This window comes from Phenylobacterium haematophilum, from assembly GCF_014196295.1.
Classification (GTDB): Bacteria; Pseudomonadota; Alphaproteobacteria; order Caulobacterales; family Caulobacteraceae; genus Phenylobacterium; species Phenylobacterium haematophilum.
This window is the reverse complement of the sequence record NZ_JACIDK010000004.1, coordinates 144,904-168,801: the sequence shown is the minus strand read 5'-3', so window position 1 is coordinate 168,801 and position 23,898 is coordinate 144,904. Positions and strand designations below refer to the sequence as shown.

Genomic DNA, 23,898 nt, shown 5'->3' with positions numbered 1-23,898 from the left:
TCAGCGGACGCGGGCCGCGAGGGCGGCGCGATCAAGACTGTTCCAGACCGCCGTGCGGGCGGCGAACTTGGCGTCGTCTTCGCCATGATAGCGGTCCGCCGGCGTGCTCAGCACGAGCAACTGAACGTCGGCGGGGCGAGCACGGTCGAAGTACTCGGGGTTCAACTCGACCAGAGTGCGGCTCGGCGGGCAAGCCGTGTCGGCCCGCAGTTCGCCCGTCGGGGTCATGCAGGCCGGCGCCGTCCGTTGGTCCGGGGCGAGAACCGTCTGGTTCATGGCCCGGCTCACGTAGCGCTCCATGCTGACCGGCCGAAACAGCGGCGCTCGGCCGTGGGTCAGCGCCACATGACGATCGCCATTCGTTTCGAACTCGAGGATCTTCGGATCGCGGGACGGCGCGATGGGCAGAACGTACCAGTCGCCGGCGCGGGTTTCGCCGCGGACGACGGCGCGGCTGGGGTTGAGCCCGACGCCGGGCATGTTGACGTTCAGCATGACGCCGCCGCCGGTCATCCGGTTACAGCGGCCGTTCTGATAGTTTATCGGGCTCATAACCGCGATTTCCGCGCCCATGACGCCGTGCGGATTGATCAGTTCGATCCAGGACTTGAGGCGGTGGCAGAGCGGGGCGGGCGGCGTGTTCACCGCCGGCATGGTCGCAAGTTGGTCGATGATCGGCGTGATCGCGGCGCGAAAGGCCGTCACCTGAGCCGGCCCGAAGCCTTCCGATTTGGTTTTGACGTCGATCTGGCGCTCGAAGCGTCCTTCTGCTCCGGTCTGGACGATCGGAACTTCCTGAGCCGCCACGGGAGCGGCGGCGAGAAGGGCTAGGGCGGCGATCAGGTGGCGCATGAGCGGCTCCGGTGATTGACCGGTGGCCGATAGGTTGGCGCTCGGCGCCCTTCAATGCTCCATCTGCGAAGGCGGCCTACGCTTCGACGTAGGCCGCCTTTGAGGCGATCAATAGCGTGAGGGGATGACCACCTTCATCGTCTCGTAGCCCTTCACGAAGGACGACAGGACCCGCTTTGGCTCTTCGACCACATCAATCGACGGGAAGCGCTGAAGGATCTCTTCCCAGAGGACCTTTAGCTGCAGTTCGGCCAGACGGTTGCCCACGCAGCGGTGGATGCCGAAGCCGAACGACATGTGATTGCGGGGCCGTTCGCGGTCGATGATGTAGTCGTTCGGCCGGTCGATGACCTCGTCGTCGCGATTGCCCGAGACGTACCACATGATGACCTTCTCACCCTTCTTCATCTGCTTGCCCTGGAATTCGAAATCCCGGGTCAGGGTGCGGCGCATGTGGGCGAGCGGCGTCTGCCAGCGAATGGTCTCCGAAACCATCGACGGGATCAGCGCCGGGTTGTCGTAGAGCTTCTTCTTCTGGTCGGGGTTCTGGTGGAGGGCCAGTACCGAGCCGGTCATGGTGTTGCGCGTGGTGTCGTTGCCGCCGACGATCAGCAGGATCAGATTCCCCAGATACTCCATGCGATCCATGTTCTTGGTCGCCTCGCCGTGGGCGAGCATGGAGATCAGGTCGCCGCGCGGCGGTTCGTTGACGCGTTCGTTCCAGAGGCGCGTGAAGTAGTCCACGCACTCGAACAGCTCCATTTTGCGTTCCTGCTCGGCGACCTCCGGATCGGTGGAACTGAACAGGCCCGATTCCGGCCCGGCGGTGGCGATGTCCGACCAGCGGGTCAGCTTGCGGCGGTCCTCCCAGGGGAAGTCGAACAGCGTGGCCAGCATCTGGGTGGTCAGTTCGATCGAGACCTTGTCGACCCAGTCGAACTCCTCGCCGATCGGCAGGCTGTCGAGCGTGCGCTGAATGCGCTCGCGGATCAGCGGCTCGAGCATGTGCAGGTTGGCCGGGGATACGATAGGGCTGACGGTCTTGCGCTGGACGTCGTGCTTGGGCGGGTCCATCGCGATGAACATCGGGAGGGTGAAGTCCTCCTTCTGATCAAAGATCGTGATCGACGGCTCGGACGAGAACACCTCGTGATTGGTGTCGATCGCCATGATGTCGTTGTACTTGGTCACTGACCAGTAGGGGCCGTCCTCGTGAAGGCCTTCCTTGTGGTAGTGGACCGGATCCTCCTTCCGGAGGCGTTCGAAGTAGGGCCACATGGTCTCGGAGCGGAACAGCTCCGGGTCGGCCACATGGAACTCGTCAAGCGGCAGGGCGTAGGCCTTGGCGCGAGCTTCAGACTTAAGATCGACGGCGCCGTCGCTCATCACATTTCCTCCGAGTCCGGCCTTGAGTGACCGCTGTTCACCTGACAATGGCGCCGGAATGGCTTCAGGGGAAGTTGCTGGCGTGCAACAGAAAATCTGAACTGACAAAACGACCGGTCGTGCGTAAATCCGAGCGCTACGAACACCTGTTTGAAACCGGAGCGACCATGTCGGCCGAAGTCCTCTTCAAGCCCTTTGAATTCAAGGGTCTGCGTATTCCCAACCGAGTGGTCATGGCCCCGATGACCCGTTCATTCTCGCCGGGCGGCGTGGCGACCGACGAGGTTGCGCAATACTACAAGCGGCGCGCTGCGGCGCAGGTCGGCTTGATCGTTACCGAAGGCACCGGGGTCGACCGGCCCGCTTCGCTGAACGACAAGAATGTTCCGCGCTTCCACGGCGAAAAGGAGCTCGCCGCCTGGAAGCATGTGGTCGATGAGGTTCATTCGGTCGGCGGCCTGATCGCGCCGCAGCTCTGGCACGTCGGCAACGTGCGCACCCGCGACCCAGAATGGAACCCGCCCGGCCCCTACGACAGCCCGTCCGGCCTGTCGCGCCCGGGCAAGGAATTCGGCGCGCCGATGAGCGAAGAAGAGGTCGCCGACGCCATCCGCGCCTTCGCCGAAGCCGCCGCCAACGCCAAGGCTCTGGGCTTCGACGCCATCGAACTGCACGGGGCGCACGGCTACCTCATCGACCAGTTCTTCTGGGAAGGCACCAACCTGCGCGAGGACGCCTACGGTTCGAAAGACCTGCCGGGCCGGTCTCGCTTCGCCGCCGACATCCTGAAGGCGGTGCGCAAGGCGGTCGGACCGGATTATCCCGTGATCATCCGCATCAGCCAGTGGAAACAGCAGGACTACGAGGTGAAGCTGGCCCAGGACCCGAAGGCGTTGGAAGCCTGGCTCGGCGCGCTGGTCGACGCCGGCGCCGACATCCTGCACTGCTCGCAACGCCGCTTCTGGGAGCCGGAATTCGAGGGTTCGGACCTGAACTTCGCGGGCTGGGCCAAGAAGCTGACCGGCGTGCCGACGATCACCGTCGGCTCGGTGGGTCTGTCGGGCGAGTTCATCGCCGCTTTCGCGGGCGAGGGCTCCAAGCCGGCCTCCCTCGAAGAGTTGGAGCGCCGTCTGGACCGGGGCGACTTCGACCTAGTCGGCGTCGGCCGCGCGCTGCTGCAGGATCCCGAGTGGGTCGTGAAGATCCGCGAGGGCCGCACCAGCGAGCTGAAGAACTTCGAACGCGAGGCGCTCGCGAAGCTTTACTGACCTCGAGGCTCGTCGTGGCCGGGCTTGTCCCGGCCACCCATACGCTCGGGGCTTCAGGATTTGCTTGAGTGCATCGAGCGTATGGGGCCCCGGTACAAGGCTGGGGATGACGACTTAAACTAGGCGTTGAAGTTCAGCTTCAGACCCGGCCGCGGCCAGGTGGTCTTGTAGAGCTTGCCGGTCGAGGAGGCTGTGATCCAGGCCGTCTTCATATCCGGCCCGCCGAAGCAGATGTTGGTCGTGATGAAGTCCGGCACGGGATAGTGCTCGACCGTGCCGTTCGGGTCGAAGGCTGTGATGCCGCCATTGAGGATGGTGGCGACGCAGACCTTGCCCGAGGCCTCGACCGCCAGGCTGTCGAGGAACTGCACGCCCGGCAGATTGCAGATCGAGCGGCCGGGCGCGAACCCCTGGGGCGGGGCGAGCACGCCGGGCTCGACCACGTCGAAGGCCCAGAGGCGGCCGAGCTGGGTGTCGGCGAGATAGACGGTCTTTTCGTCAGGCGAGAGGCCGACGCCGTTCGGGGCGATCAGGTGGTCGCGCTGGCGGCTTACGTGGCTGCCGTCGATCTTGGCGTAGTAAAGGGCCCCGAAGCGGCGGCCGTCAGGCGTGCTGGCGCCGTGGTCGGAGAACCAGAAGCCGCCCTGCTTGTCGAACACCAAGTCGTTGGGGCCGACGAAGGGGCGCCCGTCGCAGCTGTCGTAGAGCGTCTTCAGTTCGCCGGTGGCGAGGTCGAAGCGCTGGATGTAACCGCCCTTGTGGGTGTCCGGGGTCGGGCCGGGAATGGTCAGGCCGTCCTGGGTCGGCCAGGTGAACGAGCCGCCGTTGTTGGTGATGTAGATGGCGCCGTCCGGGCCGATGGCCGCGCCGTTCGGGCCGCCGCCGGTCTCGACCACGGTTTCTTTGCGGCCGTCTGGATGGACGCGCGTCAGGCGCCCGGCCTTGATCTCGGTGAGGATCACCGAGCCGTCGTTCATGGCGATGGGGCCCTCGGGAAACTCGAAGCCTTCGGCGACAAGCTGCATGTCCATGGTCGTCCCTCCTGCGGCTCGCCACTCGCATCGGTGGCGTTGAGGAGGCGACTATGACCGATCAGCGGCGTTCCAACACCCGAATTTTAAACGCGTGTTCGTCGCCTTCGCCGGCCGGGTGCGAGGTGATGGCGACCTCGGTCCAGCGGCTCTCGTCGATGGGCGAGAGAGTGACGTCGCCGGGGACCTCGGCGTCGACTTCGGTCAGGTAGATGCGCTGGGCGCGGGTCAGGGCCAGCTCGAACAGCGAGGCGCCGCCGATGACGCAGAACTCGTCGACGCCGTCCTCGGCCGCCTGTTCGCGGGCGATTGCGACCGCCTCGCTGAAGTTGTCGCAGACCACCGCGCCCTTGGCCTCGAACGAGCCGTCGCGGGTCAGCACGATGTTGGTGCGGCCGGGCAGCGGCTTATTGGGCAGGCTCTCCCAGGTCTTGCGACCCATGATCACCGGTTTGCCCATGGTCACGGCCCGGAAGTTGGCGAGATCGGTCTTGAGCCGCCAGGGCAGGGCGCCGTCCTTGCCGATGACGCCGTTGCGGTCGCGGGCGATGGGCCCGGCGGTGAGGATCGGAGTGCTCATGCCCCGGTCATAGCAGAGTCCGGATGTGGGCGAGCCAGCCGATTGTCGGCCAGGCCGATCACCGCGCGCAGGCCGGGATGGGCGTCTTCCAGTTCGAGGGCGCCGCCATGCAGCTTGGCGCAGGCCGCGGCGATGGCCAGCCCAAGCCCGCCGCCGGGCTTGGAGCGGGCCTCGTCCAGCCGCACGAACCGCTCACGCACCCGCCCCCGGTGTTCGGGCGCGATGCCCGGGCCGCTGTCGGAGACGACGATACGGATCTGGCCGGGCGCCTCCTCCAGGCTCAGGCGGACGACCGCGCCTTCGCCGGCGTGATGGGCGGCGTTGTGCAGCAAGTTGCCGACCGCCTGGCGCAGGATCAGCTCGTGGCCCTGGACCATCAGGGGCGGCCGCGAGTCGGGCGCGACGAAGGTCTGGCCGGCATCCTCGATCACCGGGGCGAAGAGCTCGCCGACTTCGGCGACCAGGGCGGCGAGGTCGAGCGGCGCCATCATGTCCCGCGACAGACCAGCCTCGGCGCGGGCGATGTCCATAAGAGCGGACAGGGTCGATAGCGCGCGGTCGGCTTCGCCATGGGCCTGCTCAATAGCGTCGAGCCGGTCGTCCTCGCCGATCTGCGGCTCCAGCGCGCGTGAAAGGTCGGCGCGCATGCGGGTGAGGGGCGAGCGCAGGTCGTGGGCGAGGCTGTCGGTGACCGTGCGCATGCCGGTCATCAACTCCTCGATACGGTCGAGCATGGCGTTCATGGATTCGCCGAGCCGGTCGAAGACATCGCCCTTCGGGTGCGTTTCGGTGCGCGCCGAAAGGTCGCCGTCGGCGATGCGGCCGGCGGTGGCGGCCAGGGTCTCCATGCGCGCCAGCAGCAGGCTGTTGAACCAGATCGCCGCAAGCAGCACAGCTCCAACCGCCGCCAGCAGCGCGGCGGCCGCGCTGGCCAGCAAGGCGCGGCGGAAGGCGATGCGCTCGCCGATGTCTTCGTAGACGACAAGCGCGCCGCCCATGGATAACGGCTGGACCAGCACGCGCCAGGGCGAACCGCGGCCGTCCTCGACGATGTTCAGCTTGGCCGCGCCGGAGGCCGGCAGGCTCTGGGCCGATTCCAGCCGAGCGCCGCCGAGCAGCCGCCCGTCGGCGTCATATAGCGCGTAACGGAAAGCGCCGCCGGGGTCGGTCTTTTCGCGCAGGTCGAGGGCGCGGGCGAGGGGCGCCAGACCTTCCTCGTGGGCGAATGCGACGAAGTAGTCGCGCGCAGCCTCGGCCACTTCGCGCTGGCGCTTGCCGATGATCGCCTCGCCGACCCGGTCGATGGTCAGGAGGCCCACCGCCAGGGCCGAGAGCGCGACCGCCAGCAGAACGAAGAACACCGCGCCCGGACGCAGGCGCGAGCCCAGCGGCCTCACGGCTCCTGCGACAGGCGGTAGCCCGTTCCGCGCAGGGTGTGCAGCAGCGGCTGAGCGAACCCCTCGTCGATCTTCTTGCGCAGGCGGCTGATGTGGGTGTCGACGACGCTGGTGTGCGGGTCGAAGCGGTAGTCCCAGACCTGTTCGAGCAGCATGGTGCGGGTGACGACCCGGTCCTTGTGCCGCATCAGGTACTCGAGCAGCTTGAACTCGCGCGGCAGCAGGTCGAGCGTGCGCCCGTCGCGGCTGACCCGGCGCGAGAGCAGGTCGATGGAGAGGTCGCCGCAGACGAGCTTGGTCTCGACCTCCGGGCCGGCACGGCGGCGCATCAGGTTCTCCAGCCGCGCCGAGAGCTCGGAATAGCCGAAGGGCTTGGTCAGATAGTCGTCGCCGCCGGCCCGCAGGCCCTTGACCCGTTCGTCGAGGTGACTGAGCGCCGACAGGATGATGATCGGGGTGGAAATGGAGGCCGCGCGCAGCGCCTTGATGACGCTGAGGCCATCCATGCCGGGCACCATGCGATCCATGATGACGGCGTCGAAGCCCTCGCCGCTGGCGGCGTAGAACGCGTCGCGGCCATCGGACACGTGTTCGGCCGTATAGCCTTCCTCTCGCAGGCCCTTGAGGATGTAGTCGGCCGTTTCGGCGTCGTCCTCGACCAGCAGGATGCGGCGGCTCATGGGCGGCGCTCCGTCTTGCTCGGCGGCGAGGATGGCGCGGTTTTCGAACGGCTCCAAGACGGTCGGACGGCCGCGGGAGACCGGCCGCCCGACCAACGCACCAGGGGAGGTGGGGATCACCCCTTGGCGACGCACGCCTTGACGAAGGCGGCTTTGTCGCCGGTGTGCGTCTTCTGGCTGTTCCAGGCCTTTTCGCATTCGGCCTTCTTGGCCGCCGGGGTCGGCTTGGCGGCGGTCATGGCGGTCTTGGCCGGGGCGGCGGGCGCCGGGGTCGCAGCGAAGGCCGCCGAGCCGGCGATGAGGCTGAGGGCGATAGCCGCGGGGGCGATGAGATTGCGCATGAGGCTCTCCTAGAGAATGTCGGCCGGGTCGTTCCGGACGAGGAGAGCAAACCGCGCCCGGCCCTCAGGGGCCGGTCCGCGAACTCGCAAATCTGTAAGTTTGGTTAGACCGCGATCGGGGCTTCGATCTTGTCGTGGGCCTTGTAGCCGCGAAGCTTGAAGTCCTCGAACTCGAAGCCGAAGAGGTCGCGCTTGTCGGCGATCTCCATCACCGGCAGCGGCAGCGGCTGGCGGGTGAGTTGTTCGCGGGCCTGGTCCAGGTGGTTCAGATAGAGATGAGCATCGCCCAGAGTGTGCACGAATTCGCCCGGCTCTAGGCCGGTCACCTTGGCGACCATCATCGTCAGCAGGGCATAGGAGGCGATGTTGAACGGAACGCCCAGGAACACGTCGGCCGAGCGCTGGTAGAGCTGGCAGCTCAGCTTTCCGTCAGCGACGAAGAACTGGAACAGGCAGTGGCAGGGCGGCAGGGCCATGTCGTCGACGTCGGCCGGGTTCCAGGCCGAGACGATATGACGGCGCGAGTTGGGCATGGTCTTGAGCCCCTCCACGACATTGGCGATCTGGTCGATCACCCGGCCGTCCGGCGCGGTCCACGAGCGCCACTGCTTGCCGTAGACCGGGCCGAGCTCGCCGTCGGCGTCGGCCCATTCGTCCCAGATGCTGACCCCGCGGTCCTGCAGCCACTTCACGTTGGTGTCGCCGCGAAGGAACCAGAGCAGTTCGAGAATGATCGACTTGCGGTGAAGCTTCTTGGTGGTCAGCAGCGGGAAGCCATTGGCCAGGTCGAAGCGCATCTGGCGACCGAACACGCCCAGCGTGCCGGTGCCGGTGCGGTCGCCGCGCTGGACGCCGTTGTCCAGGATGTCCTGGAGCAGGTTCAGATACTGCCGCTCGGGGTGATCGGCGGCGGCTTCGGCGATGGCGACGTGGGCGTTCATCAGGCGGACCGCTGGCTGTTCAAGCTGTGATTCGGTGGTGATTCGGCGCTGCCGTGAACGCCCCAAGGGGATGTTCGTCCACAGCTAGACGGCTAATTCTGGATGGCGCAGATTGGCGAGGCAATCTCCATGGTTGCGCTTGCGTCTGGTGCACCGCCTTCAGGACCAACCCAATGCTCGTTTCGTTCGCCTTCGCCGCTATTCTTGCGTCGTCCAGCGCCTCCACGGAACCCGCGCCGCCCGCGCCCGCGACGACTGCGTCCCCGGCGCCGGCCGCCCCCGCCAAGTCCCAGGTCAAGGAAGAAAAGCTCGTCTGCAAATACGAGGCGGAAACCGGCAGCCGGTTTTCAAAGAAGGTCTGCATGACGCCGTCGCAGGCCGCCGCTCGTCGCGACGAGGCGCGCAAGGCGCTGTCCGAGATACAGACCAACGCCGGCATCGCGCCTTAACCGGAGAAGCCTCCGTCCGCCAGGAAGGCCAGTTCTTCGGTGGTGCTGACCCGGCCCAAGCAGCTGTTGCGGTGGGGAAAGCGGCCGAACCTGACGATGATCTCGCGGTGCAAATCGGCCCAGCGCAGCGATTCCGTGTCGCCGGCCTCGTCCTTCAGGCAGGTGAACAGGCGGATGGCCTCGTCCTGGTCGGCGAGATCCTCGGAATGCTCGAAAGGCAGGTAGAAGAACTGGCGCAGACTTGCGTCGATCGCTCTGTCGTGGCCTGAGGCGATGGCGTTGCGGGCGACATGGCGCGCCTTCGGATCTGTCGCGAAGGCGTGGCCGGAACCGCGGTAGAGGTTGCGAGGGAACTGGTCGAGCAGGATCAGTAGCGCCAGAGAGCCTTCGGCCGAGGCCATCCAGCCATCGTACTCGCCGCGGGCCGCCGCGTGATGCACGGGCTCAAAGCGAAGCGCGATCGCTTCGTCGAACTTGGCGTTCTTGGCGAACCACTTCTCGGGTCCGGCCGCTGTCCAGAAGCCGACCACGTCCTTGGGTGTCGCCGCCATGCACTGACCTCCTGCTTGGATAGCCTATGTCCAACGGCGGCCGATTTGGTTCAAGGGCGACCGCAGGCATTCAGTTTTTCCGGCGAAACGCCGCATCGCCGCGAGCTTCCCTTGACCTCCGCGCAAAATTCCCCTCCATAGCCCGGCCTTTGCTGCGGCGCCGTTGCGCGGAACCGTAGCTACCTTCGACTTCAGGAGAATGATCATGCGCGTCTACTATGACCGCGACGCCGACCTCGCCCGCATCCTGGACAAGAAGATCGCGATCGTAGGCTATGGCAGCCAAGGTCGCGCGCATGCGCTCAACCTTAAGGACTCCGGCGTCAAGGACGTCGTGGTAGCCCTGCGTCCGGGCTCGGCCACCGCCAAGAAGGTGGAAGCCGACGGCCTGAAGGTGATGACCGTCGCCGAAGCCTCGGCCTGGGCCGACGCGATCATGGTGCTGGCGCCGGACGAGCTGCAGCGCGGCATCTACGCCAACGAAATCGCTCCGAACATCAAGGACGGCGCGGCCCTGCTGTTCGCGCACGGTCTGAACGTGCATTTCAACCTGATCGAGCCCAAGGACACGATCGACGTGCTCATGGTCGCGCCGAAGGGTCCGGGCCACACCGTGCGCGGCGAGTACCAGAAGGGTGGCGGCGTGCCCTGCCTGATCGCCATCCATCACAACGCCACCGGCAATGCGCTCGACCTCGGTCTTGCCTACGCCTCGGCTATCGGCGGCGGCCGCTCGGGCGTCATCGAGACCACCTTCCGTGAAGAGTGCGAGACCGACCTGTTCGGCGAGCAGGCCGTGCTTTGCGGCGGCCTGGTGGAACTGATCCGCGCCGGCTTCGAGACCCTGGTCGAGGCGGGCTACGCGCCCGAAATGGCCTACTTCGAGTGCTTGCACGAGGTGAAGCTGATCGTGGACCTGATCTACGAAGGCGGCATTTCGAACATGAACTACTCGATCTCGAACACGGCCGAGTACGGCGAGTACGTGACCGGCCCGCGCATGGTCACTCCGGACACCAAGGCCGAGATGAAGCGCGTGCTGGAAGACATCCAGTCGGGCCGTTTCGTCCGCGACTTCATGCTGGAGAACGAGGCTGGCCAGCCGAGCCTGAAGGCGACCCGCCGCCGCGCTTCCGAGCACCAGATCGAGGAAGTGGGCCAGCGCCTGCGCGCCATGATGCCCTGGATCACCAAGAACAAGCTGGTCGACACCACCCGCAACTAAGGGCGGTCGACAGGCTGAAAGATACGGCGAGGCCCGGACGCGAGTTCGGGCCTCGTTACATTTGCGGGGGCGTATTAGGCGCCGAAGCGGGTCACGTAGCGCTCGGAGAGCACGGCGGTGGCGTCCATCCGCTTTTGGTCAGGTCCCATCAGCTCCAGGTGCACGTGATCGGTCATGCCGCCGGGGTAGCGGGCCTGAAGGCCATGGGCCACGCCGATATCCTGGCCCAGACGCACGATGTCGCCCTCTTCGACCCTCGGATCGATGTAGAAAACGCGCGCCACGTACTTGATGGCCGGGTTGGTGATCTCGACGAACTTGAGCTGCTTGTCGTCGGCATAGGCCATTCCGACCTTGGTGACATAGCCGGAGATCGGCGCCGCGACCGGCTGGCCGGCGTCGGCGATGAAGTCGACACCCTCATGCTGGCGCGAGCCGCCGTCCCGTGAAGCGCCGAACGCGCCGAAGCCGTAGGCGTCGTGCGTGCGCGGCGCGTTGCCGGTGGGGTTGACGAAATCGGCCGCGCCGTCGCCATCGATGTCCTTGCCTTGCCAGACCAGCACCTTCTCCCCGGTCGCCGGCGGCGCGACAGGTTCCAGCGCCAGGGCGAGCGGCTTGTTCCCATGCGCGCTCGTGAAGCTGGCGCGGGCGGCGGCGTGCGCGCCAGCTTGCAGAAAGCCCGCTGCGAGAACGGCGGCGCCCAGGGTCAGCCAGGTCTGGGTCATCCAGAGGTGGAACTTGTCGGGAGCAGGCGTCGTCTTGGCGCGGAGCATGCGTCTGTCGTTTCCTCTTCGAATAGCGGTTGATCGGCGGCGGACGCCGGGCCGGGCTTCGCCCCTGGCGGTCCATATGGAGACTTGCGGCGTCCCGTAGCATGTGACCGGGTGTCGCTGGTCTAAATGTGCAAGGTCACGGTTGCGTGAGGCTGGGCGACGCGCCCCTGAGATGTGTTACAAGCTCCGTGTGAGTTGTTCGCAGTATCGCCCAAAATTTGGCGCTGGTGCGCGGTCGGGGCGCGGCGTTCGATCTGACCTATTCGAGCCATGTATGTCAGGTGTTCTGACGTTGGCTAATGAAAGTCTCAAAAACTGTTCGTAGCAGAGAAATCTATACGTGTGCCCGTTCGTCATCAGTCGAGGCGTGCGCGATGAGCCGTCTGATCGTGGTTTCAAATCGCGTGCAGCCGCCAGGTGATGGGGGAGAGGGCGCGGTCGGCGGTCTCGCCATGGCGCTGGCTGCGGCCCTGCGCGAACATAGCGGCGTGTGGTTCGGCTGGAGCGGTCAGACGATCGACGAGTACTCCGGCCAGATTTCGATCCAGAAGGTCGGCGGCGTGACGGTGGCGACGGTCGATCTCGAAGAGCAAGACCGCCAAGAGTACTACAACGGCTACGCTAATCGAACGCTGTGGCCGCTGTTCCACTACCGGGTCGACCTGTCCGCCTACGAGCGGTCGTTCAGCGAGGGTTATGCGCGGGTCAACGCGCGCTTCGCCGACGCCCTCACGCCCTTGATCGGGCCTGATGATCTGATCTGGATCCACGACTATCACCTGATCCCGCTCGCCCAGGAGCTGCGACGGCGCGGCGTGCGCAACCGCATCGGCTTCTTCCTGCACATCCCGTGGCCGGCGCGGCGGTTGCTGCTGACCTTGCCGGACCACGCGGCGCTGGTGGAAGCGCTGTTCGCCTATGACCTGCTGGGCTTCCAGACCGAAGACTCGGCCAGCGCGTTTCGCGACTACGTGACGGGGGAGGCTGGCGGCAGCGTCGATGAAGACGGCGTGGCCCACGCCTTTGGACGTACCGCGAAATTCGGGGCGTTCCCGATCGGCCTGGACGTCGAAGGCTTCGAGGCGGCTGCGGGGGGAGACGTGGCCCGCGCCGAACTGGAGCGGATGCGCGCCAGCCAGAATGGGCGGGCGATGATCGTGGGGGTGGACCGGCTGGACTATTCCAAGGGTCTCGAAGATCGCTTCCTGGCCTATGAGCAGGTGCTGGTCGACCATGAGGAGCTGCGTGAGCAGGTTTTCCTGTTGCAGATCGCGACGCCGAGCCGCGAGGAGGTGGACGCCTACCAGGAAATCCGTGCGCGCCTGGACGCCGTCACTGGCCGGATCAACGGCGCCTTCGCAACCGTCGACTGGGTGCCGATCCGTTACGTAAATCGGGGCTATCGCCGCGACGAATTGGCGGGGGTCTATCGGGCCGCACGGATCGGCCTGGTCACGCCGCTGCGCGACGGCATGAACCTCGTCGCGAAAGAGTACGTGGCCGCGCAGGACCCGGAGGACCCGGGCGTGCTGGTGCTGTCGCAGTTCGCCGGCGCCAGCGAGCAGATGGGCGAGGCGCTGATCGTCAACCCGTTCAACCGCGAGGAGGTGGCCGAGGCCATCGTGCGCGGCCTAGCCATGGACAAGGCCGAACGCATCGATCGTTGGCGCGCGTTGATGGACGGGCTGCGGCGGAGCGACGTCTCGGCCTGGCGGGATGCCTTTGTCGCAGCCCTCGCCGGCGACTAGACCGGCCAGATTCCCTCAAAAGGCGATCGCCGCGAAGTCATCGACGAGGCCGCCTTCCGGACGCCCGTGTCCTTCGCCACGAGTTCAACGACCACAGCCCGCCAAGTGGTCTGGTGTAGAGGGGCTAGGCCCAGGCGAGGTCGGCTTGCCCGCGCAGGATCGCCTCGGCTTCGGCGGTGTGCTTGGCGCCTGCGGCGGGGTGGAGAACCAGCGGCGGCAGCAGGACCAAAGGGGCCCTGCCGGTCTTGATCGCCCGCACAAGGACCCGCTTGGCCGGGGCTTCGGCGCGCGGGTGGACCGGGCGGATCTGAAATGAGCCGGCCTTGGGCGCCAGCAGGGCCAGGATGTCGGCGAGACGATCGGCGCGATGGATCAGGGTGATCGAGCCGCCTTCCCGCACCGCCTTGAGCAGGAAGCCGGTCCAGGCGCCGAGGCCTCCGTCGGCCATCCAGGCTCCGGACTTTTCCGGCGCCGGCGCGCGCAGCGCCGCGGGATCGTCGAAAAACGGCGGGTTGGCCATGACCGCGTCGAACGGCGGCGCGCCGAGCCGCTTGAAGGGCAGGGCGACGTCGCCTTCGATGATCTCGACGCGTGACTGCAGCCCGTTGGCTTGCACGTTCAAGCGGGCGAGGGCGGCGGCGGCCGGATCGCGCTCCAGGCCGACGAAGCTGGCACCTTGGCGACGGGTCGCGGCGGCCAGCAGGGCGCCGCCGGGCCCGCAGCCGGCCTCCAGCATCCGCGCGCCGTCGGCGGCGTCGCAGGCGGCCGCCAGCAAAGCCGCATCCATGCCTGCGCGATAGCCTCGCACACCCTGGCGTAGCAGAACTCGCCCGCCGAGCAGCCGGTCCTCGGAAATTGCGACGTCCGTCAGGTCTGACACTGGTTCCATTTGCTCTCGGAGACGGCTAAGCCCGCCTTGACCCTGGTCTATCCCGTGACCATTGTCGCCCGCAAACGCCGGCCCCCTCGCCAGGGGCGTCGAACGCCTTGGAGTTACGGTATTTTGGACGCCGCCAGCGCCGCGATCGCCCGCGAAAAACCTGTCTCGATCGACGGGCTCCTGGAACTCGCGAAGCCCGACATGGCCAAGGTCGACGCCCTGATCCGCGACCGCATGCAGAGCCCGGTTTCTGTTATTCCGGCTCTGGCCGAACACCTGATCGGGGGATCGGCCAAGCGCCTGCGGCCGCTGCTGACCATCGCCGCTGCGCGCGTCGCGGGGGCCCAGGACGACGCCTGCCTGAAGCTGGCCGCGGCGGTCGAGTTCATCCACACCGCGACCCTGCTGCACGACGACGTGGTCGATTCCTCGCAGTTGCGCCGGGGCAAGGTCGCCGCGCACCTGATCTGGGGCGCGCCCGCCAGCGTGCTGGTCGGCGACTTTCTGTTCGCGCGGGCCTTCGAGCTGATGGTCGAAGCCGGTTCGATGCAGGCGCTGGAGATCCTGGCCCGCGCGAGCCGCGTGATCGCCGAGGGCGAAGTGCTGCAGTTGACCCGCGCCCACGACCTGAACCTGTCGCAGGATCTCTACCTGGAGATCATCAAGGCCAAGACCGCCGAGCTGTTCGCCGCGGCGGCCGAAGCCGGCGCGGTGTCGGCGGGGGCCAGCCCGGAGCGCCGCGAGGCGCTGCGCAAGTTCGGTCAGGACCTGGGGCTGGCCTTCCAGCTGGTCGACGACGCCCTGGACTACAGCGGCGATGCGGCGACCCTGGGTAAGAACGCCGGCGACGACTTCCGCGAAGGCAAGGCGACGCTGCCGTTGCTGCTGGCCATCGCCAAGACCGGCGCGGCCGAGAAGCCGTTCTGGGATCGGACGGTCGGCCGCCGCGAGCAGACCGACGAGGATTTCGAGCGCGCCCGGAGCCTGGTCGCCACAACTGGCGCCGATGCGGCGACCCTGGCCCTGGCCGGGGACTACGCCGCGACCGCCAAGGCGCAACTGGCCGATTTCGCGACCAGCAACAGCTGGCGTCCGGCGCTGGAAGACCTCGCCGACTTCGCGGTCCAGCGGAAGGCCTAGCGACCGCGAACTCCAGGCACAAAAAAAGGCCGCCCTCGAGCGGCCTTTTCCGTTTCGCGGCGTCGATGATCAGCCTGGGCTGATCATCTTTTCCGGGCGCACCAGGGCGTCGAATTCCTCGTTGGTGACGTAGCCGCCGCCGACGGCTTCGTCGCGCAGGGTGGTGCCGTTCTTGTGCGCGGTCTTGGCGATCTTGGCGGCGTTATCGTAGCCAATCTTGCTGTTCAGGGCGGTGACCAGCATCAGCGAGCGCTCGAGCGCGGCCTTGATGTTGTCCTCGCGGGCCTCGATCCCGACCACGCAGTTGTCGGTGAACGAGATGGCCGCGTCGGCCAGCAAGCGGCACGACTGAAGGAAGTTGTAGGCCATCACGGGGTTGAAGACGTTGAGCTCGAAGTGGCCCGACGCGCCGGCGAAGGTGAGCGTGGCGTTGTTGCCGAACACCTGGGTGCAGACCATCGTCAGGGCTTCGCACTGGGTTGGGTTGACCTTGCCCGGCATGATCGACGAGCCCGGCTCGTTCTCGGGCAGGGCCAGTTCGCCGAGGCCCGAGCGCGGACCGGAGCCGAGGAAACGGATGTCGTTGGCGATCTTGAACAGCGAGCCGGCCATGGTGTTGATCGCGCCGTGGCTGAAGACCATGGCGTCGTGGGCGGCCAGGGCCTCGAACTTGTTCGGCGCGGTCACGAAAGGCAGGTGGGTGATCTCGGCGATCTTCTTGGCGACCAACTCGGCGAAGCCGACGGGCGCGTTGAGGCCGGTGCCGACCGCGGTGCCGCCCTGGGCCAGCTCATACAGGCCATAGAGGCTGTCCTTGATCCGGCGCACGCCGTTGGCGACCTGCTGCGAGTAGCCCGAGAACTCCTGGCCCAGGGTCAGCGGGGTGGCGTCCTGCGTGTGGGTGCGGCCGATCTTGATGATGTGGTCGAAGTCCTTGACCTTGACCTTCAGGGCGGCGTGCAGGTGCTCGAGCGCGGGCATCAGCTCCTTGGCCACCTGCTCGGCGCAGGCGACGTGCATGGCCGTCGGGTAGGTGTCGTTGGACGACTGGCTCATGTTGACGTGGTCGTTCGGGTGCACGGGGCTCTTGGAGCCCATGACTCCGCCCAGCATCTCGATGGCGCGGTTCGAGATCACTTCGTTGGCGTTCATGTTCGACTGGGTGCCCGAGCCCGTCTGCCAGACCACCAGCGGGAAGTGGTCGTCGAGCTTGCCGTCGATGACTTCCTGGGCGGCGGCGACGATGGCCGCGCCGATCTTCGGGTCGAGCTTGCCGAGTTCCATGTTGGCTTCGGCGGCGGCGCGCTTGACGATGCCCAGGGCGCGGATCACCGACTTGGGCTGGCGCTCCCAGCCGATCTTGAAGTTGCCGATCGAGCGCTGCGACTGCGCGCCCCAATAGACGTTCGTCGCGACCTCGATGGGTCCGAAGGTGTCAGTCTCGGTGCGGGTCGCGGTCATGATGTCTTCAGCTCCGGTGAGTTCGCAGCGCCGGTTTAGCGAACGCGCGCGAGACTGCAAGGCGCGCAGGCCCTAAGGAGGGCTATGGAAGGCGATTGGATATCCCACGGGAAGGTGCGGGCGCGCGAGGCTGGCGGCGTCGTCGAGGTGGTGGTCGACGGCCTGACCACCCAGGCGAAATACTACAAGCCGCTGGTCTACGAGTTCTTTCGAAAGGCTTGGCGCGGCTCGCGGCCGAGCTGGGGCGAGTTCGGCGTCGATATAGTCATGGAGTATGTCGGCGACCCGCCCTGGATCGACCTGGACAACCTGGCCAAGGCGATCCTGGACGCCATCAAGGGCTATACGTTTCACGACGACGCGCAGGTGGCGCGGCTGCTGGTCGAGCGGCGGGCGGGCGAGCGCGAACAGATTACGGTGACCGTGCGCAAGCTGTCGGATGTGAACCTGCTCGGCGCCGCCTACCAGCGCTAAAACGAAAGCGGCCGCGCCCTGGTGGACGCGGCCGCGGTTCGTTGAGCCCGGAGGGGTCTACGGGATCAGCGGTACTGCTGCAGACGGGTCGTGCGCAGGCCGGCGAGGCCGTGGCGATCGATGGACTTCTGCCAGGCGAGGAATTCCTCGTTGGTCAGCGAGTAGCGTTCACAGGCTTCGTCGAGCGTCAGCAGCCCGCCGCGCACGGCGGCGACCACTTCGGCCTTGCGACGGATCACCCAGCGGCCGGTGTCCGGCGGCGGCAGATCCTTAAGCGTCAGGGGCGCACCCGTCGGACCGATGACGTACGCCTCGCCGCGGCTGTTCGTGCGCGTCTGCTGTTGTTGCAACATGGCTTTACGCCTTTCCGACCATCACTGTTCGGGAAGAATGTAACGGGTGGGACATAACGGCCGGTGAATCACGATAGTAAACAATTTCTTGCTCATGATTCGCCGTTGTCCGTTTTTGGTACAGTCTAAGTTATCGAGTGATGTTGTGAGTTGTTAACGGCTAATATTACCTCTTAATATTGATCAACTCCTCAAGCATCTGATCGGCGGTGGTGATGATCTTCGAAGATGCTGAGTAGGCTTTCTGCGTAGTGATCAGCCCGGTGAACTCGGCGGACAGGTCTACGGTCGAAGCTTCCAGCGTACCGGCGGCGATTTCGCCCGCCCCGCCGATGCCCGGCTGCTTGATCACGAACTCGCCCGAAGGGATCGTGGCGCGATAGGCGTTACCGCTGACCGCCGCCAGGCCGTCAGGATTGGCGAAGCTGGCGAGACCGATCTTTGCGATCTGGCGAACTTCCGAGTTGTCGAAGATCGCCGAAACAACGCCGTCCTCGCTGACTTCGACGCCGACCACGTTGCCGACGTTGGCGCCGTCGGAATTGGCCGAGTTCAGGGTCGAGGGCGAGGCGTACTGGGTGACCTTGCTCCAGTCGAGATCGATGTCCGACGCCTGGATGCCGAGGCTGTCGGCCCAGCGCGGGGTGGCGGCCGAGCCAGAGGCGCCGAGGTTCAGCGTGGCGGTCGGGCCGAATAGAGTGGTGCCGGCGGCGGCGAGGTCGAGTTGACCGTCGGCGGTGAACGCGACGTTGCCCGAAGCGATCAGGCCGTTGGTGGCGCCGCTGATGTCGCTGGCCGGCACCGCGTACATTTCAGCCTTCCAGAGGTTCGGCGTAGCGTCGTCCTTGATGAAGGCCACCGCGACCTTGTGTGTGGCGCCGACCGAGTCGATGACATTCATCTCGAAGGTGAAGTCGGGCTGCACGCCGGTGGCCGGGTCCTGGTTGACGGCCCAGTCGGCCATCGCGCCGGCGCCGAGCGTCGTATAGGTCGTGTTCTTCGTCGCGTCGGCCGTCAGGCTCTTGTTGAGGTTGGCGTTGACTACGATGTTGCCTGTGGCGCGGACGGCCGCGCCCAGGTTCTTGACGTTGATCGACTGCATCATGTTCAGGTCGGACGGGTTCGTGTTGAACGTGCCGTCGTCCTGGACCGGCCAGCCCTGCAGGTAGAGCTTGGCGTCGTTGACGAGGTAGCCGTCGGCGTCGACGCTGAACGAGCCCGAACGGGTGAAGACGCGTTCGTCGTTGGCGGTGAGCGAGCCTCCCTTGGTCGCCACCACGAAGAACCCGTCGCCGGAGATGCCGAGGTCGGTCGGCGAGGTCGCCGACTGGATCAGGCCCTGCTGGCTGATGAATTGGCGGGTGACCGCCTGCACGCCGCCGGCCGAGTAGCGGCCCTTCACCGCCTGGGCGGTCACGACGTTGGCGAAGTTCACCTGGTTGCGCTTGTAGGCGGTGGTGTTGACGTTGGCGATGTTGTCCGAAATCGCCGCCAGGGCCGACGAGTTGGTGATCAGCCCGGAAACGCCGGAGAGCATGGCGCTGTTGATGCTCATGGGTGTCTACCTTTCTATACGAATGCTGTGATGAGGCGCCGTCAGGCGGCCTGCTCGGACGGCGGGTTCTCTTCGTCGTCCTGGTTGTCGGATGCGGGCGGGCCCGCCGTTGCCGTCTTCTGCACGTCGGCGATGGAAGTGACTTTCTCCCAGCCGATCTGGACGCCGTTGACGGTGATGAAGGTCTTGCCGCCGCTCTGCTCGACGCCGGTGACGACACCCTTGATGAAGTTGGTGACGCCCACGGTCGCGCCCGCCGAGTCCTTGGCGGTGATGCGCAGCGTGTAGGTCTCGCCATTCGGCAACTGAGCGCCGGTGCGGTCCTTGCCGTTCCACGAATAGGTGTGATCGCCCGCCTTCAGGTCGTCGCCGCTGGCCTTCTCGATCTGAACGACCTTGCCGAGGCTGTTGACCACCTCGATGGTCACGTCGGTGGCTTCACGGTCGAGCTTGTAGGACCAGTCGGCCTTGCCGGCCGTGAGCTTGGCCTCGTTGTGCACGGCCCGGACCTCGCGGCCGAGCAGGCTGACGGAGGTCTGGATGCCTGACCCGGTGTTGGTGACCAGCTTCTCCAATAGGTCGTTGGTCAGCAGCTGCTGCTCGACGCCGGTCATCTGGACCAGTTGCTGGGTGAACTGGGTGGAGTCCATCGGCGACAGCGGATCCTGGTTTTTGATCTGCGCAGTCAGGAGGTTCATGAACGTCTCGTAGCTGTCGGCCAGGCGCGTACGCCCGGTGCTCGAGGCGCCTGCTCCTGCCGCTGCGGTCGCGTCGATCGCCATGGCGGTCCCCCTAGATCCGGATGTCGACGCCGGTCTCGGACCGGCGGGCGTATTGAAGGGCGGCGATGGCGGCGGTCTCGGCCGCTTCCCCGGCCGTGCCGAGCACCGCGTGGAAGGCCCGGCCGCGCCAGGCCCCGTCGTTCTGTTGTTGCTGCTGAGCCAAGCCGCGGCCGTCGCCGCCGCGATCATTGACGTCGAAGGAGAGGCCGCCGGTCAGGTCGAAGCCGGCCTGTTCCAGGGCGCGCTGCAGCTCGTGCGAGCGGGCGCGCACCTCGGCCGCGGCCTGCGGCGAGTCGAACGACATCGCCGCGGTCATCTTGCCGCTGGCGGCGATCTCGACCGAGACGCTGACGTGGCCGAGGCCGGCCGGAGTCAGCTCAACGTCAAATTTCGTGGCCCGGCCTTCCAGCTTCTTGCTGATCTGAGCGGTCAGGTTGGCGATGGTCTCGGAGGTGGCACGCACCGGCGCGGCCTGGCCGGCCGCATGAGCGTGCGCGGAGGGAGCGGCGGGGGCGGGGACCTGCACGTCCGGCGTGTCGGCGGCGGCGGCCGGATCGCTCTTGGCCTCCTTGGGCGCGAGCGGCGCGATCTCGGTCTCAAGCGCAGCGGCGCTCTTCCCGGCCTCGCCGGCGCTGGCGGCGCCGGTCACCGCATTGGCTGCAACCACGCCGTCGTCAGTCGGCGCGGCCGGCCCAGGTTGGGCGGCGTCGCTGCGGCGACGGTTGGCGTCGGCATGGCGCGCGGGGCGAGCAGGTTGCGAGGTCTCCTGCGGCTTGATCTCGTCGGCGACGGCTGGCGCGGCGGCCTCGGCCTGGGCGAGCTCGGCCTGTGGCGCGTCAGCGATGGCTGCTGCGGCGGTCGCCTGGGGCGCTGGAGCCGCCTGAGGCTGCGGAGACGGCGCGGCGGCCTTGGCCGGGTTCGCCGCGGGCTTGGCCGGCGGCTCAACGTTGGCGGGTTTGGCGGTCGGCGCGGCAATGGCCGGCGCTTCGGCTTGCGCCTGCGGCGTATCCAGCGAAGCCTCGGGCGCGGCGACGGCGAGCGCCTTCGACGGTTGGGCAGGCAGGGCGTCGGTCGCGACGTCGGCCGGCGGCGGCGCGAAGGCGCTGACCGGAGTCGCCGCCGGCTGCTGGGCCGGGGCGCCTGCAGCGGCCTGGCCGTCTTGAGGGGCTGCGGCCTGGGTCTGCGGCTGGGGAACCAGCTGGGGCGCGACGATCAGCGCGGCCAGCGTCATGGCGTCGGCGGGAAGGGCGGGCGCGGGATCGGCGACGACAGTATCGCCCGTAGGCGCCTGGTCGATGCCGGCGCCCTCGGTCGCCTCGCCGTCAGCGGCGGCGGCGAACAGGCCTGTGCCAGCGGGGTTGGTCGCGGCGGCCTGGTCGGTCGGGCCGAAGAACGCGGCCAACAGCGCCTCGAAGCCGCCCAGCGCGCCCTGGCCGCCGTTGGTGGCGGCGGAGGCCCCAGCGATCGGGCTCGTAATCGGCAAATTGAACAGGGGCGCTGTCATGGCTTCCGGTGAATCCGCCCGACGCGTGGCCGGGTTTATCGATGGGAGCGCTTCTGCGCCGCGTACATTCGACAGCTGCCGAGCAACCTTTGCGCCAACTCATCAACCTATTGAAAATAATGGGAAAGAAGCGGATCTGATGCCGCGCGAAAACGGCGTGCGCGGCGTTTTTTGCCGGGCCGAAGCTGTTTGATGGGTCGTCCCTGCCGCCCTGACCCTGGCGCGGGACAAGACGCTGGTCAGGCCGCCGCGAGGGACTGGCGCCGGTCTTGCGCCGTGTTTTCGCGGTTCGGCGAGCTCCAAAACGGATTTCGTTGAAAAGATTGGATTTTCGCATGGCCCACGCGCGGGCGTTCATCAATATCCCGGCAGATTTCGCCGGGTCGCGCGTCAGGCTTTGCCGGGCGGAGGGTAAACCGTGTCACTGACCGCTATGCTGAAGACGGCTTCGTCCGGGCTGAATGCGGCCCAGATGAACCTGCGCGTCACGTCGGACAACATCGCCAACGTCAACACGTCCGGTTACGTGCGCAAGCAGGTCGATCAGACGCCGCTGGTCGTCGGCGGCCAGGGCATGGGCGTCGACATCCAGGGCGTCCGGCGGATCACCGACCAGTATTTGCAGCTCGCCTCGCTGACGGCGTCCTCAGACGCTTCGCGATGGGATGTGTTCTCGCAATACCTCGACAACGCGCAGAGCCTGTTCGGCAATCCTGGCAAAGAGACATTCTACTTCTCGCGCCTGGACCAGATCTTTACGGCTTTCGCCGCGGCGGCTGACGATCCGTCGTCGAGCCTGCTGCGCAGTCAGGGGATTTCGAAGGTCGAGGATTTCCTGACGGAGACCGGCCGCATCAACGCCCAGATCAACGAACTCGGCGAGACGGTCGATGCGCGGATCTCCTCGAACGTGAACCGCATCAATGATCTGTTGCGCCAGATCAACCAGATGAACGCCGACATCAGCCGCGCCAAGCTGACCAGCGGCGATGCGTCGGGCTCGGAAAACATCCAGAGCCAGCTGGTCGACGAACTGGCCACGCTGATGAACGTGCAGGTGGCGCAGCGCACCAACGGCGGGGTGACCGTCCGCTCATCCGAGGGGCTGCTGCTCGCCGGCGACGGCAAGGCCGCGACCCTGAGCTACAACCGCACCGACGCCACCAAGGGCTACATCGCGGTCGAGCCGGAAGGGGGCGTCGGTTTTCCGCAACCGATCCAGATCTCGGGCGGCGAAATCCGCGGCCTCATGGACCTGCGCGACACCACACTGCCGGGCATGGCCGACCAGCTCGGCGAGTTCATCTCTCGCACGGTCGAGCAGATCAATGCGGCGCACAACAAGACCAGCGCCTCGCCGCCGCCGAAGGTGATGAACGGCCGCGATACCGGCCTGGACCTGCCGACGGCGGTAGGCGGGTTCACCGGCAAGACGACGGTGGCGATCCTCGACAAAGACGGCGTCGTCCAGAGCCGCGTCGACATCGACTTCGACGCCGGGACCATGGTTCCGGGCGGCGCCTTCACGCCGGCCAGCTTCCTTACCAGCCTGAACACAGCGATGGGCGGGGCGGCTACGGCCAGTTTCAGCAACGGCGCCTTGAGCATCGCCGGGGTCGGCGACAACCGCATCGCCATCGACGAGGGCACGTCGGCCAAGGCGGGACGCGGCTTCTCGCACTTCTTCGGGCTGAACGACCTCGTCCGGTCCGGCGGCATGATGAGCTACGAGACCGGGCTGCGGGGGACCGACCCGCACGGCTTCACGCCCGGCCAGACCATCAGCTTCCGACTGGCCCAGGCAGACGGCAAGCCGATCCGCGACATGACCTTCACCGTGCCAGGGCCCCCCGTCACCTCGATGGACGACCTGATTGCGGCGTTGAACGACCCGGCGACCGGCGTCGGGGTCAACGGCGCGTTCAGCCTCGATTCCAAGGGCGCGCTGACCTTCACCGGCTCCGCGCCGCAGAACGCCACGCTCTCCATCACCCAGGACCAGACGCAGCGTGGGGCGACCGGGCCGTCGATGAGCCAGCTGTTCGGCCTGGGGGTGATCGTTCGCAACGGGCGCGCCAGCAGCTTTCTGGTGGACTCGAAGATCGCCCAGGATCCGATGAAGCTCGGCCTGGCCACGCTGGACCTGTCGGTGGCGGCCGGAAAGCCCGCTGTCACGGCCGGCGACGGCCGCGGCGCGCGGCTGCTGGCCGCGGCCGGCGACGCCACCACGACCTTCTCACCGGCCGGGACGCTCGGCACGGTGACCATGACCCTGTCGCGCTACGCGGCGGAGTTCGGCGGCTCCATCGGCCGTCAGGCTGAGGCCGCGGACAACCGCAAGAGCGCCGCGGCGTCGGTGTCCAATGAAGCCCAGGCGCGCCGCGACGCCATCGAGGGCGTGAACGTCGATGAAGAACTCGTTCGACTGACGACTTATCAACAGGCCTTCAACGCTTCCGCCCGCATGATCCAGGCGGCGAAGGAGCTGTTCGACGTCCTGACGAACATGGTTTAACGGAGCCTGACG

The 23,898-nt window shown here is 66.8% G+C and carries 24 protein-coding genes; 8 read left to right on the top strand and 16 right to left on the bottom strand.

What is annotated here, in order from left to right; genetic code table 11:
* The gene (locus tag GGQ61_RS14945; protein WP_183774279.1) at window positions 1–852 is read right to left on the bottom strand and encodes a hypothetical protein; all 852 of its coding nucleotides are present in this window, start codon (window positions 850–852) and stop codon (window positions 1–3) included.
* A gap of 108 nt (window positions 853–960) precedes the next feature.
* The gene (locus tag GGQ61_RS14940) at window positions 961–2,238 is read right to left on the bottom strand and encodes a cytochrome P450 (RefSeq protein ID WP_183774276.1); all 1,278 of its coding nucleotides are present in this window, start codon (window positions 2,236–2,238) and stop codon (window positions 961–963) included.
* A gap of 167 nt (window positions 2,239–2,405) precedes the next feature.
* Between GGQ61_RS14940 and GGQ61_RS14935 the strand changes: the two genes are divergently transcribed.
* Entirely contained in the window at window positions 2,406–3,506 is a 1,101-nt protein-coding gene (locus GGQ61_RS14935; protein WP_183774867.1) for an NADH:flavin oxidoreductase, read from the top strand.
* Window positions 3,507–3,625: 119 nt separating this feature from the next.
* Here the strand turns inward: GGQ61_RS14935 and GGQ61_RS14930 are convergent, their stop codons facing one another.
* The 6 genes from GGQ61_RS14930 to GGQ61_RS14905 form a co-directional block, all read right to left on the bottom strand.
* The gene (locus GGQ61_RS14930) at window positions 3,626–4,537 is read right to left on the bottom strand and encodes an SMP-30/gluconolactonase/LRE family protein (protein ID WP_183774273.1); all 912 of its coding nucleotides are present in this window, start codon (window positions 4,535–4,537) and stop codon (window positions 3,626–3,628) included.
* 61 nt (window positions 4,538–4,598) lie between these two features.
* On the bottom strand, window positions 4,599–5,117 hold the full coding sequence (locus GGQ61_RS14925) for a dihydrofolate reductase (RefSeq protein ID WP_183774270.1): 519 nt from the start codon (window positions 5,115–5,117) through the stop codon (window positions 4,599–4,601).
* Window positions 5,114–6,514 carry an ATP-binding protein gene (locus tag GGQ61_RS14920; protein WP_183774267.1) on the bottom strand — a complete coding sequence of 467 codons (1,401 nt, stop codon included), beginning with the start codon at window positions 6,512–6,514 and terminating at the stop codon, window positions 5,114–5,116. Before GGQ61_RS14920 ends, GGQ61_RS14925 begins: the two co-directional genes overlap by 4 nt.
* Window positions 6,511–7,194, bottom strand: coding sequence for a response regulator transcription factor (locus tag GGQ61_RS14915; protein WP_183774264.1), 684 nt, complete (start codon window positions 7,192–7,194; stop codon window positions 6,511–6,513). Before GGQ61_RS14915 ends, GGQ61_RS14920 begins: the two co-directional genes overlap by 4 nt.
* A 116-nt stretch (window positions 7,195–7,310) precedes the next feature.
* Window positions 7,311–7,535, bottom strand: a complete 225-nt coding sequence (locus GGQ61_RS14910; RefSeq protein ID WP_183774261.1) for a hypothetical protein — start codon at window positions 7,533–7,535, stop codon at window positions 7,311–7,313.
* Window positions 7,536–7,639: 104 nt separating this feature from the next.
* A complete protein-coding gene (locus tag GGQ61_RS14905) occupies window positions 7,640–8,476 on the bottom strand; it encodes a thymidylate synthase (protein ID WP_183774258.1) in 837 nt (278 codons plus the stop codon).
* A 173-nt stretch (window positions 8,477–8,649) separates the two neighbouring features.
* On the opposite strand from GGQ61_RS14905, the gene GGQ61_RS14900 reads away from it, so the two are divergent.
* Window positions 8,650–8,925 carry a hypothetical protein gene (locus GGQ61_RS14900; RefSeq protein ID WP_183774255.1) on the top strand — a complete coding sequence of 92 codons (276 nt, stop codon included), beginning with the start codon at window positions 8,650–8,652 and terminating at the stop codon, window positions 8,923–8,925.
* On the opposite strand, the gene GGQ61_RS14895 is transcribed toward GGQ61_RS14900, so the two are convergent.
* Complete coding sequence (locus GGQ61_RS14895; RefSeq protein WP_183774252.1) at window positions 8,922–9,476, bottom strand: DUF924 family protein; 555 nt, start codon at window positions 9,474–9,476, stop codon at window positions 8,922–8,924. The two genes, GGQ61_RS14900 and GGQ61_RS14895, sit on opposite strands and share 4 nt — an antisense overlap.
* Window positions 9,477–9,681: 205 nt before the next feature.
* On the opposite strand from GGQ61_RS14895, the gene ilvC reads away from it, so the two are divergent.
* Entirely contained in the window at window positions 9,682–10,701 is a 1,020-nt protein-coding gene (ilvC, locus tag GGQ61_RS14890) for a ketol-acid reductoisomerase (protein WP_183774249.1), read from the top strand.
* Window positions 10,702–10,775: 74 nt separating this feature from the next.
* Here ilvC and GGQ61_RS14885 read toward each other — a convergent pair whose 3' ends face one another.
* Complete coding sequence (locus GGQ61_RS14885; protein WP_246370940.1) at window positions 10,776–11,474, bottom strand: M23 family metallopeptidase; 699 nt, start codon at window positions 11,472–11,474, stop codon at window positions 10,776–10,778.
* Between the two features lie 374 nt (window positions 11,475–11,848).
* Between GGQ61_RS14885 and otsA the strand changes: the two genes are divergently transcribed.
* A complete protein-coding gene (gene otsA / locus GGQ61_RS14880) occupies window positions 11,849–13,222 on the top strand; it encodes an alpha,alpha-trehalose-phosphate synthase (UDP-forming) (RefSeq protein WP_183774246.1) in 1,374 nt (457 codons plus the stop codon).
* A 124-nt stretch (window positions 13,223–13,346) separates the two neighbouring features.
* Here otsA and GGQ61_RS14875 read toward each other — a convergent pair whose 3' ends face one another.
* Window positions 13,347–14,111 carry a tRNA1(Val) (adenine(37)-N6)-methyltransferase gene (locus tag GGQ61_RS14875; RefSeq protein ID WP_183774243.1) on the bottom strand — a complete coding sequence of 255 codons (765 nt, stop codon included), beginning with the start codon at window positions 14,109–14,111 and terminating at the stop codon, window positions 13,347–13,349.
* Window positions 14,112–14,225: 114 nt separating this feature from the next.
* Here GGQ61_RS14875 and GGQ61_RS14870 point away from each other — a divergent pair, with 114 nt between their 5' ends.
* Window positions 14,226–15,242: a polyprenyl synthetase family protein gene (locus GGQ61_RS14870; RefSeq protein WP_221221055.1), complete on the top strand. Its 1,017-nt coding sequence runs from the start codon at window positions 14,226–14,228 to the stop codon at window positions 15,240–15,242.
* Window positions 15,243–15,311: 69 nt separating this feature from the next.
* Here the strand turns inward: GGQ61_RS14870 and fumC are convergent, their stop codons facing one another.
* Window positions 15,312–16,703, bottom strand: coding sequence for a class II fumarate hydratase (gene fumC, locus GGQ61_RS14865; RefSeq protein WP_183774240.1), 1,392 nt, complete (start codon window positions 16,701–16,703; stop codon window positions 15,312–15,314).
* Window positions 16,704–16,787: 84 nt separating this feature from the next.
* Here fumC and GGQ61_RS14860 point away from each other — a divergent pair, with 84 nt between their 5' ends.
* On the top strand, window positions 16,788–17,177 hold the full coding sequence (locus tag GGQ61_RS14860) for a RusA family crossover junction endodeoxyribonuclease (RefSeq protein ID WP_183774237.1): 390 nt from the start codon (window positions 16,788–16,790) through the stop codon (window positions 17,175–17,177).
* Window positions 17,178–17,242: 65 nt separating this feature from the next.
* Here GGQ61_RS14860 and sciP read toward each other — a convergent pair whose 3' ends face one another.
* The 4 genes from sciP to GGQ61_RS14840 form a co-directional block, all read right to left on the bottom strand.
* Window positions 17,243–17,530, bottom strand: a complete 288-nt coding sequence (gene sciP, locus GGQ61_RS14855; protein WP_183774234.1) for a CtrA inhibitor SciP — start codon at window positions 17,528–17,530, stop codon at window positions 17,243–17,245.
* A 166-nt stretch (window positions 17,531–17,696) separates the two neighbouring features.
* Window positions 17,697–19,085 (bottom strand): flagellar hook protein FlgE, encoded by a 1,389-nt coding sequence (locus tag GGQ61_RS14850; protein WP_183774231.1) that lies wholly within the window; start codon window positions 19,083–19,085, stop codon window positions 17,697–17,699.
* A gap of 41 nt (window positions 19,086–19,126) precedes the next feature.
* Complete coding sequence (locus GGQ61_RS14845; protein WP_183774228.1) at window positions 19,127–19,867, bottom strand: flagellar hook assembly protein FlgD; 741 nt, start codon at window positions 19,865–19,867, stop codon at window positions 19,127–19,129.
* Window positions 19,868–19,877: 10 nt separating this feature from the next.
* Complete coding sequence (locus GGQ61_RS14840; RefSeq protein WP_183774226.1) at window positions 19,878–21,371, bottom strand: flagellar hook-length control protein FliK; 1,494 nt, start codon at window positions 21,369–21,371, stop codon at window positions 19,878–19,880.
* Between GGQ61_RS14840 and GGQ61_RS14835 the strand changes: the two genes are divergently transcribed.
* Together GGQ61_RS14835 and flgK are read left to right on the top strand one after the other, a co-directional pair.
* Window positions 21,370–21,564, top strand: coding sequence for a hypothetical protein (locus tag GGQ61_RS14835; RefSeq protein ID WP_183774223.1), 195 nt, complete (start codon window positions 21,370–21,372; stop codon window positions 21,562–21,564). The genes GGQ61_RS14840 and GGQ61_RS14835 overlap by 2 nt on opposite strands.
* A 225-nt stretch (window positions 21,565–21,789) precedes the next feature.
* Complete coding sequence (gene flgK, locus GGQ61_RS14830) at window positions 21,790–23,886, top strand: flagellar hook-associated protein FlgK (protein WP_183774220.1); 2,097 nt, start codon at window positions 21,790–21,792, stop codon at window positions 23,884–23,886.
* Window positions 23,887–23,898 lie beyond the last annotated feature (12 nt).

Excerpts from the sequence above, each read along its gene's own strand:
- GGQ61_RS14860 (WP_183774237.1), top strand. The coding sequence starts at position 16,788 with ATGGAAGGCGATTGGATATCCCACGGGAAGGTGCGGGCGCGCGAGGCT.
- GGQ61_RS14895 (WP_183774252.1), bottom strand. The coding sequence starts at position 9,476 with ATGGCGGCGACACCCAAGGACGTGGTCGGCTTCTGGACAGCGGCCGGA.
- GGQ61_RS14835 (WP_183774223.1), top strand. The coding sequence starts at position 21,370 with ATGGCTTCCGGTGAATCCGCCCGACGCGTGGCCGGGTTTATCGATGGG.
- GGQ61_RS14875 (WP_183774243.1), bottom strand. The coding sequence starts at position 14,111 with ATGGAACCAGTGTCAGACCTGACGGACGTCGCAATTTCCGAGGACCGG.
- GGQ61_RS14900 (WP_183774255.1), top strand. The coding sequence starts at position 8,650 with ATGCTCGTTTCGTTCGCCTTCGCCGCTATTCTTGCGTCGTCCAGCGCC.
- GGQ61_RS14930 (WP_183774273.1), bottom strand. The coding sequence starts at position 4,537 with ATGGACATGCAGCTTGTCGCCGAAGGCTTCGAGTTTCCCGAGGGCCCC.
- GGQ61_RS14940 (WP_183774276.1), bottom strand. The coding sequence starts at position 2,238 with ATGAGCGACGGCGCCGTCGATCTTAAGTCTGAAGCTCGCGCCAAGGCC.
- GGQ61_RS14845 (WP_183774228.1), bottom strand. The coding sequence starts at position 19,867 with ATGGCGATCGACGCGACCGCAGCGGCAGGAGCAGGCGCCTCGAGCACC.
- GGQ61_RS14905 (WP_183774258.1), bottom strand. The coding sequence starts at position 8,476 with ATGAACGCCCACGTCGCCATCGCCGAAGCCGCCGCCGATCACCCCGAG.
- GGQ61_RS14910 (WP_183774261.1), bottom strand. The coding sequence starts at position 7,535 with ATGCGCAATCTCATCGCCCCCGCGGCTATCGCCCTCAGCCTCATCGCC.
- fumC (WP_183774240.1), bottom strand. The coding sequence starts at position 16,703 with ATGACCGCGACCCGCACCGAGACTGACACCTTCGGACCCATCGAGGTC.
- ilvC (WP_183774249.1), top strand. The coding sequence starts at position 9,682 with ATGCGCGTCTACTATGACCGCGACGCCGACCTCGCCCGCATCCTGGAC.
- GGQ61_RS14945 (WP_183774279.1), bottom strand. The coding sequence starts at position 852 with ATGCGCCACCTGATCGCCGCCCTAGCCCTTCTCGCCGCCGCTCCCGTG.
- otsA (WP_183774246.1), top strand. The coding sequence starts at position 11,849 with ATGAGCCGTCTGATCGTGGTTTCAAATCGCGTGCAGCCGCCAGGTGAT.
- GGQ61_RS14885 (WP_246370940.1), bottom strand. The coding sequence starts at position 11,474 with ATGCTCCGCGCCAAGACGACGCCTGCTCCCGACAAGTTCCACCTCTGG.
- sciP (WP_183774234.1), bottom strand. The coding sequence starts at position 17,530 with ATGTTGCAACAACAGCAGACGCGCACGAACAGCCGCGGCGAGGCGTAC.
- GGQ61_RS14935 (WP_183774867.1), top strand. The coding sequence starts at position 2,406 with ATGTCGGCCGAAGTCCTCTTCAAGCCCTTTGAATTCAAGGGTCTGCGT.
- GGQ61_RS14840 (WP_183774226.1), bottom strand. The coding sequence starts at position 21,371 with ATGACAGCGCCCCTGTTCAATTTGCCGATTACGAGCCCGATCGCTGGG.
- GGQ61_RS14850 (WP_183774231.1), bottom strand. The coding sequence starts at position 19,085 with ATGAGCATCAACAGCGCCATGCTCTCCGGCGTTTCCGGGCTGATCACC.
- GGQ61_RS14925 (WP_183774270.1), bottom strand. The coding sequence starts at position 5,117 with ATGAGCACTCCGATCCTCACCGCCGGGCCCATCGCCCGCGACCGCAAC.
- GGQ61_RS14915 (WP_183774264.1), bottom strand. The coding sequence starts at position 7,194 with ATGAGCCGCCGCATCCTGCTGGTCGAGGACGACGCCGAAACGGCCGAC.